The 7,398-nt window shown below is 76.0% G+C and carries 2 protein-coding genes; both read right to left on the bottom strand.

Annotation, left to right across the window (positions count from 1 at the left end; all coding sequences use genetic code 11):
* Positions 1-1,723 (bottom strand): type I polyketide synthase (locus ACIQOV_RS18310; RefSeq protein ID WP_401049619.1); only part of this gene is annotated, 1,723 nt, incomplete at its 3' end.
* 36 nt (positions 1,724-1,759) lie between these two features.
* Positions 1,760-7,398: type I polyketide synthase (locus ACIQOV_RS18305; protein ID WP_401049617.1), on the bottom strand; the 5,639-nt coding region annotated here is incomplete at its 5' end.

Genomic DNA, 7,398 nt, shown 5'->3' with positions numbered 1-7,398 from the left:
CCATGCCGACCCGCTGCGCACCCTGCCCCGTGAACAGGAACGCCGTCCGGCCCTCCACCGCGACACCGGTCACGACCCCGCCGGAGGGGCGGCCGTCCGCCAGCGCGACCAGGCCATCCAGCAGCGCCGCCCGGTCGTCGCCGAGCACCACCGCACGGTGGGCCAGCGCGGCCCGGGAGAGCAGCGTCCCCGCCACCTCCAACGGTGCGAACTCCGGCTCCCCGCCGAGGAATTCGGCCAGTCGACCGGCCTGCGCCGCCAGCGCCTCGGACGATCCGCCCGACACCGGCCACGGCGCCACGCCGTTCAGCGCCGGAGGCTCCTCCACCGGGGGCTCCTCCACCGGAGCCCCCTCCGCCGAAGCCACCGGCGCCGACTCCAGGATGACGTGGGCGTTGGTACCGCTGATCCCGAAAGAGGACACACCCGCGCGACGCGGACGGTCCGCCTCCGGCCACGGCCGGGCCTCGGTCAGCAGCTCGACCGCGCCGGTCGTCCAGTCGACGTGCGGGGACGGCGCGTCCGCGTGCAGAGTGGCCGGCAGGACGCCCTGCCGCATCGCCTGCACCATCTTGATGACGCCCGCCACACCGGCCGCCGCCTGGGTGTGCCCGATGTTCGACTTGATCGAGCCCAGCCACAGCGGCCGCCCCTCGGGGCGCTCCTGCCCGTAGGTGGCCAGCAGCGCCTGCGCCTCGATCGGGTCGCCCAGGCTGGTTCCGGTGCCGTGCGCCTCGACGGCGTCCACCTCGGTCGCCTCCAGGCGGGCGTTGGCCAGCGCCTGCCGGATCACCCGCTCCTGCGACGGGCCGTTCGGCGCCGTCAGACCGTTCGACGCACCGTCCTGGTTGACCGCGCTCCCCCGGACCACCGCCAGCACCTCGTGCCCGAGCCGCTGCGCGTCCGACAGCCGCTCCAGCACCAGCACGCCGACGCCCTCGCCCCAGCCCGTGCCGTCCGCGTCCGCCGCGAAGGCCTTGCAGCGGCCGTCCGCCGCCAGCCCGCCCTGCCGGTTGAAGCTGGCATACCCGCCGGGGGTGGACATCACGGTGGCGCCGCCCGCGAGGGCCAGGTCGCACTCGCCGGAGCGCAGCGCGTGCGCCGCGAGGTGCATGGCCACCAGCGAGGACGAGCAGGCCGTGTCCACGGTGACCGCCGGGCCCTCCAGCCCGAACACGTACGAGAGCCGGCCGGACATCACGCTGGCGGTGGTGCCGGTGGCGATGTGCCCCTCCAGGCCCTCCGGGGAGGCGAGCGCGACCAGGCCGTAGTCCTGGCCGTTGGTGCCCGCGAACACGCCGGTACGGCTGCCGCGCAGCGCGCGCGGGTTCAGGCCGGCGGCCTCGAAGGCCTCCCAGGAGGCCTCCAGCAGCAGGCGCTGCTGCGGGTCCATGGCGGTGGCCTCGCGCGGGCTGATGCCGAAGAACGCCGCGTCGAACTCGTCGGCGTCGTGGAGGAAGCCGCCCTGCCGGGCGTAGTCGTCGTCCTCGTCCTCGGCCCAGCCCCGGTTGGTCGGGAAGTCGCCGACCGCGTCGGTGCGTTCGGCCACCAGCCGCCACAGCTCGGCGGGCGTCCGCACCCCGCCGGGGAAGCGGCAGCCCATGCCGACGATGGCGATCGGCTCCTGCGCGCGGTCCTCGATGGTGCGGATCCGGCGGTGCGCCTGGCGGAGCTCGCCCGTCACCCACTTCAGATGGTCGAGCAGCTTCTGGTCATCCGCCATGGATCTTCCCCTTCACGAACGGTGCCTCGACGACGATCAAGCCGGGCCCCCGAATTCCTTCCGGATGAGGTCGAGGACCTCATCGGCGCTGGCGTCGTCCAGCGCGTCGTCCGATTGCGTCTCGCCCGTGCCCGCCAGGCGGGCCAGCAGGCCCTGGAGCCGGGCGGCGACGTCCGCCCGTTCCCGCTCGTCGGCGTCGAGCCGCAGCAGCCTGGCCTCCAGCCGGTCCAGGTCCGCCACCAGGTCGACCGTCCGGTCGGCCTCCTCGGGCAGCAGCAGGCTGCCGAGGTGGGCACCGAGCGCGGTGGGCGTCGGGTGGTCGAACACCAGCGTGGCCGGCAGGTTGAGACCGGTCTCGTGGTGCAGCAGGTTGCGGAACTCCACCGCGATCAGCGAGTCGAACCCGATCGAGCGGAACGCCTGGTCCGGTGCGACGGCCTCGGCGCTGTCGCGGCCGAGGACCGCGGCGGCGCGGGCGCGGACCAGGTCGAGCAGCATCCGCTGCCGCTGCGGGGCGGGCAGCGCCGCCAGTTCCCGGCGCAGCCCGGCGGAGCCGTCGAGCACGACCGTCTCGGCCACCGACGGGACCAGCGCCGCGAACTCCGCCAGGTCGCGCATCAGCGGGTTCGGCCGCGTCCCGGCGAACCGGGGCGCGAAGGTGGGCCAGTCGATGTCCGCGACCACCAGGTTCGGCCGGTCCCCGCCGATCGCCCGGGCCAGCGCCCGGACCGCCGAACGCGGGTCCATCGCCGGGACCCCGCTGCGGCGCAGCCGGTCCGTCACCACCTGACCGGTGGCCATGCCGTCCTGCGCCCACGGGCCCCAGGCCACCGACACGCCGGGCAGGCCCCGGTCGTGCCGGTGCTCCATCCAGGCGTCCAGGAAGGCGTTCGCCGCGGCGTAGTTGCCCTGTCCGGCGCTGCCGACGGTGCCGGCCAGCGAGGAGAACGCCACGAAGAAGTCCAGGTCACCGGTGAGTTCGTCCAGGTGCACCAGGCCGGACGCCTTCGCCGCCAGGACGGTGGCGAACCGCTCCGGGGTGAGGGCGTCGAGCGTGCCGTCGTCCAGGACCCCGGCCGCGTGCACCACGCCGATCAGCGGGGCGTCGGACGGGACCTGCGCCAACACCGCCGCCAGCGCCTCGCGGTCGGCGGCGTCGCAGGCCGCGACGGTCGCCTCGGCGCCCAGTTCGGCGAGTTCGGCGACGAGTTCGGCGACGCCGGGCGCCTCCGGGCCGCGGCGGCCGGTCAGCAGCAGCCGGGTGACGCCGGACTCGGCGAGCCAGCGGGCGACCACCGCGCCCAGCGCGCCGGTTCCGCCGGTGACCAGCACCGTGCCGGGGCCGGACGGCGCCCACGAGGGCTCCGCCGTACCGTCGGTGGCGTCGACCCGGACGAGGCGCCGGACGAGGGCCTCGCCCGCGCCGCGCACCGCGACCTGGTCCTCGCCCGGTGTGCCGCCCAGCACGCCGGCCAGGGTCCGGCCGGCCGCCGCGTCCACGGTCTCCGGCAGGTCGACCAGACCGCCCCAGCGCTGCGGGTGCTCCAGCGCGGCGACCCGGCCGAGGCCCCACACCTGCGCCTGCGCCGGGTCGGCGAGCAGGCCGCCGGGGCCGGTCCGGACGGCGCCGCGGGTGAGCGCCCACAGCGGCGTCTTCAGGTTGGCGTCGCCGAGCGCCTGCACCGTCACCAGGGTGGCGGCCACGGCCGGCGACACGGCGCGGTCGGCGTCCGGGCCGTCGTGGGCGGCGGCCAGCAACACCGCGCCGGCCACGTCGGGCACGCCCTCGACCGCGGCCAGGAGGCGGGCCGCCAGAGCGGCCCGGTCGAGGTCCGCCGGGTCCAGCACGAGGTCGACGGTGCGCGCCCCGGCGGAGCGGATCGCCGTGCGCACGCCCTCGGCCAGGTCCCGGTCGGTCCCGTCGAGGACCAGCACCAGCCAGCTCCCGTCCAGTTCGGGCTCGGCGACCGGGGCCGGGACCGGCTTCCAGGTGACCTCGTAGCGCCAGCTGTCGAGCACCGAGTCCCGGCGGCGCAGTCGGCGCCAGGAGGAGAGCGCGGGCAGGATCTCGCCGAGCACCTCGGACCGCTCGCCGAGGCGCAGCGTGCCCGCCAGTTCGGCCAGGTCCTCGCGCTCGACGGCCTCCCAGAACCGGGACTCCACGGCGTCCCCGGACGGCAGCGGCGCGGGCGCCGGGGTCGGCCAGAACCGCTCGTGGTGGAAGGCGTACGTCGGCAGGTCGACCCGCCGGCCGCGCGGCAGGACCGCCGGCCAGTCCACCTCGGCGCCGGCCGTCCAGAGCCGGGCCAGCGCGTGCAGCGCCGTCCCGGCCTCGTCCCGGTCGCGCCGCATCACGGGGGCGAACACGGCCTCGGCGACGGACTGCTGGGCCAGCGCGCAGAGCACGCCGTCGGGGCCGAGCTCCACGAAGCGGGTCACGCCCTCGCGGTGCAGGGCCTCGACGCCGTCGGCGAAGCGGACGGCCTCACGGACCTGGCGCAGCCAGTAGTCCGGCGTGGACAGCAGGCCGGGCTCGGCGAGTTCGCCGGTCAGGTCGGAGACGACCGGGATGCGCGGCTCGGCGAAGGTCAACCCGCCGAGCACGGCGGCGAATTCGGCGAGCATCGGCTCCATCAGCGCCGAGTGGAAGGCGTGCGAGACGGTGAGCCGGCTGGTCTTGCGGCCCTCGGCCTTCCAGCGGGCCGCGAACTCCTCGACCACCTCGGTCGGGCCCGAAACCACCACGGAGGTCGGGCCGTTGACGGCCGCCACGTCCAGGCGGTCGCCGATCGCGTCGCGCACCTCGGCCTCGGTGGCCTGCACCGCCAGCATCGCCCCACCCTCGGGCAGCGCCTGCATCAGCCGGCCGCGCGCCGCCACCAGGGCGCACGCGTCGGCCAGCGAGAACACGCCCGCCACATGGGCGGCCGCGATCTCACCGATCGAGTGCCCGAGCAGGAACTCCGGTGCCACACCCCAGGATTCGAGCAACCGGAACGACGCCACCTCGACCGCGAACAGCCCGGCCTGCGCCCACACCGTCCGGTCCAGGTCCTCCGCACCCGCGAACACCACGTCCTTCACCGGCCGGTCCAGCAACAGGTCGAACTCCGCGCAGACCGCGTCGAAGGCCTCCGCGAACACCGGCTGCGCGTCGTACAACTCCCGTCCCATGCCTGCGCGCTGGGCGCCCTGGCCGGTGAACAGGAAGGCCAGGCGGCCCTCCCGCACGGTGCCGGTGACCACGTCCGCCGAGAAGGCCGCCGAGGCGAGCGCCCCGGCGCCGGAGCGCAGCGCGTCCCGGTCGGCGCCGAGCACGACGGCGCGGTGCGCCAGCCCGGCCCGTCCGGTCGCCAGCGACCAGGCCGCGTCCACCGGGTCGTGGCCGGGTTCGGCGTCCAGGTGCGCGGCGAGCCGTTGCGCCTGGGCCCGCAGCGATTCGGCGCTCTGCCCGGAGAGCAGCCACGGCAGACCGCCCGCCGGCACGGCGGCCGGGGGCTCCACCGCTTCCGCCGACTCCACCGGGTCCGCCGGGGCGGACTCCAGGATGATGTGGGCGTTGGTGCCGCTGATGCCGAAGGAGGAGACACCGGCCCGGCGCGGCCGGTCCAGCTCGGGCCACGGGCGGGACTCGGTGAGCAGTTCCACCGCGCCCGCCGACCAGTCGACCTGGGGCGACGGCTCACCGACGTGCAGGGTGGCCGGCAGCACGCCGTGCCGCAGCGCCTGCACCATCTTGATCACACCCGCCACACCGGCTGCCGCCTGGGTGTGGCCGATGTTGGACTTGATCGAGCCGAGCCAGAGCGGTTCGCCCGCCCGCTCCCGGCCGTAGGTGGCCAGCAGCGCCTGGGCCTCGATCGGGTCGCCGAGCCTGGTGCCGGTGCCGTGCGCCTCGACGGCGTCCACGTCCGCGGCCGTCAGTCCGGCGTTGGCGAGGGCCTGGCGGATCACCCGCTGCTGGGCGGGGCCGTTCGGGGCGGTGAGGCCGTTGGAGGCGCCGTCCTGGTTGACCGCGCTGCCCCGCACCACCGCCAGCACCCGGTGCCCGTTGCGGCGCGCGTCCGAGAGCCGCTCGACCAGCAGGACGCCGACGCCCTCGCCCCAGCCCGTACCGTCCGCGTCCGCCGCGAAGGCCTTGCAGCGGCCGTCGGCGGCCAGCCCGCCCTGGCGGTCGAACTCGCTGAACACGCCCGGCGTGGACATCACGGTGACACCGCCGGCCAGCGCCAGTTCGCACTCGCCCCGGCGCAGCGCCTGCGCCGCGAGGTGCAGGGCCACCAGCGAGGCGGAGCAGGCCGTGTCCACGGTCAGCGCCGGTCCTTCGAGGCCGAAGGCGTACGCCACCCGGCCGGAGAGCACCGCCGCCGCGTTGCCGGTGGCGACGTGCCCCTCGACCTTGTCCTCGGCGGCGGCGAGCAGCGTCGGGTAGTCCTGGCCGTTGGTGCCCGCGAAGACGCCGACGGACCGGCCCCGCGCGGACCGCGGGTCCATTCCGGCGGACTCGAAGGTCTCCCAGACCGTCTCCAGCAGCAGGCGCTGCTGGGGGTCCATCGCCAGCGCCTCGCGCGGCGAGATGCCGAACAGCGTGGCGTCGAACTCCGCGACGCCGTCGAGGAAGCCGCCGACGGCCGCGTACGAGCCCGACCGGTCGGCGAGGTCCCACCCGCGGTCGGCGGGGAAGCCGGTCATCGCGTCCCCGTTGCCGGAGAGCAGCGCCCACAGGGCCTCCGGCGTCCGGGCGCCGCCCGGGAACCGGCAGGCCATACCGACGATCGCGATCGGCTCGTCCTCGGCGGCGACGGACGCGGTGTCCGGCGCCGGCACCGGGTCGGCCGCACCGTACAGCTCCGCGAACAGGAACTCGCCCAGGGCGATCGGCGTCGGGTGGTCGAAGACCAGGGTGGCCGGCAGCCGGAGGCCGGTGCGGGCACCGATCAGGTTGCGGAACGCCACCGCGGTCAGCGAGTCGAAGCCGATGTCGCGGAAGGCCCGGCCCGGTTCGACGCTCGCGCTCGACGCGTGCCCCAGCACCGCGGCCGCGCAGCTGCGGATCAGGTCCAGCAGCGCCCGGTCGCGCTGAGCGGGGGGCAGCTCCGCGAGCCCCTGCGCCCCGGTCGCTTCCGCCCCGGCGTCGCCGGCCCGGCCGGCCCGGTCGGCCCGGTCGGCCCGGCCCGCTTCGGGCAGCTCGGCCAGCAGCGGGCTGGTCCTGGCCCCGGCGAAGGCGGGCAGCATCCGCGCCCAGTCGACGTCGGCGATCGCCACGAGGTCCTCGCCGTGGTCGACGGCCCTGGCCATCGCCTCCATCGCCAGTCGTGCGTCCATCGGCGTCAGTCCGGCGCGCCGGACCCGGTCGGCCACCACGTCCTCGGTGGCCATGCCCTGCTCCGCCCAGGCGCCCCAGGCGATCGAGAGTCCGGCGAGACCGCGGTCGCGGCGCCGCTGGATCCAGGCGTCCAGGAAGGCGTTCGCCGCCGCGTAGTTGCCCTGCCCGGCACTGCCCAGAGTGCCCGCCAGCGAGGAGAACACCACGAACAGGTCCAACTCCAGCCCGGCCGTCAGCTCGTCCAGGTGCAACAACCCGCCGACCTTGCCCGCGAAGACCGTCTCGAAACGCTCCGCCGACTGCGCGTCCAGCATCCCGTCGTCCACCACACCCGCGGTGTGCACCACAC

It is taken from the genome of Kitasatospora sp. NPDC091257 (assembly GCF_044757675.1).
Taxonomy (GTDB): domain Bacteria; phylum Actinomycetota; class Actinomycetes; order Streptomycetales; family Streptomycetaceae; genus Kitasatospora; species Kitasatospora lactacystinica.
The sequence above is the reverse complement of the archived record's forward strand: the minus strand, read 5'-3'. Positions and strand labels throughout refer to the sequence as shown.